The 1,115-nt window shown below is 61.3% G+C and carries 1 protein-coding gene; it reads left to right on the forward strand.

Annotated elements, in window-relative coordinates; genetic code table 11:
* Positions 1–209: 209 nt before the first annotated feature.
* Positions 210–1,115, forward strand: a 906-nt coding sequence (locus N434_RS25450) for an IS110 family transposase (protein WP_110760783.1), incomplete at its 3' end; no start/stop codon positions are given.

A 1,115-nucleotide genomic window follows, 5' to 3' on the forward strand; every position in this document is an offset into this window, starting at 1 on the left:
TTATCTCTTCCGACTCTGGCACCTTAGGTGCCGAGAGCCCGGCGCGGACGACCGTTCGGCTCTAGGTCTTTTCGATCGCTCTGTAGCAAGGATCTCCGCGCCGGTTTCTCCCTGATCCGCCCGAACAGTTGATCGAGTTGGCGCTCGCACTGATAAGACTGGGCAAGCGGGGGGAGCTCTCGGCCCTGTCAGCCTAGCGGAGTTACCTCATGTTTGGGATCGGGATCGATGTCAGTGGTGAGAATCTGGATGTTGCCGTCCATGAACAGGCCTTTCGCCAGTTCAAGAACAGCAAACGTGGCTGGAATAGCCTGATTCGGTGGTTGCAGCAGTGGCCAGCCAAGCAGGTCGTGCTCGAGGCCAGTGGCGGCTACGAGCAAAAGGCACTGGATGCGCTGCATGAAGCAGGCCTGCCGATGGTACGAATCAATCCTGGCCGTGGCCGCAGCTTTGCCTCAGCCACGGGAAAGCAGGCCAAGACCGATCGTATTGATGCCATGGTGCTGGCCCACATGGCCGATGCCCTAAAGCTGACCCGCTACGTACCGCCAGCGGCTTGGCAGCGCCGTCTGGGTGAGCTGTGCCAGCGACGTCGCCACCTGGTCCAGATGCGGGTGAGCGAGCATCAGCGCATGCGCGCGTTCAGCGAACCCGGCCTGATTTCCATGCTGAATCAGCACCTGCGCGAGATCCAGAAAAGCATCAAGCAGCTCGACGCCACCATCGCAGCGCTGCTGGCCGAACAGGAAGGATGGCGTGACTTTGCCAAGCTCAAAGGTGCCGGCCCGGTGTTGATGGCAACCCTAGCCTGCGAGCTCCCGGAGCTGGGCAAGCTCAGCGGGAAAGCCATCTCGGCCTTGGTAGGGGTTGCCCCCATGAACCGCGAAAGCGGCACCTGGAAAGGGAGACGGAGCATTAGCGGTGGCCGCGCCGTTGTACGCGAAGCGCTCTACATGGCGGCGCTGACCGCCAAACGCTATGAGCCTCGGCTCAAGGAATTTTTTGAATCCCTCGTCAAGCAGGGCAAGCCGGGCAAGGTGGCTTTGGTCGCGGTGATGCGCAAGATGCTGGTGATCCTCAACGCCCGCAAAAGGGATGCGGAGGCCCAGATGGCC

It is taken from the genome of Rhizobium sp. UGM030330-04 (assembly GCF_003208455.1).
Classification (GTDB): domain Bacteria; phylum Pseudomonadota; class Alphaproteobacteria; order Rhizobiales; family Rhizobiaceae; genus Agrobacterium; species Agrobacterium rhizogenes_A.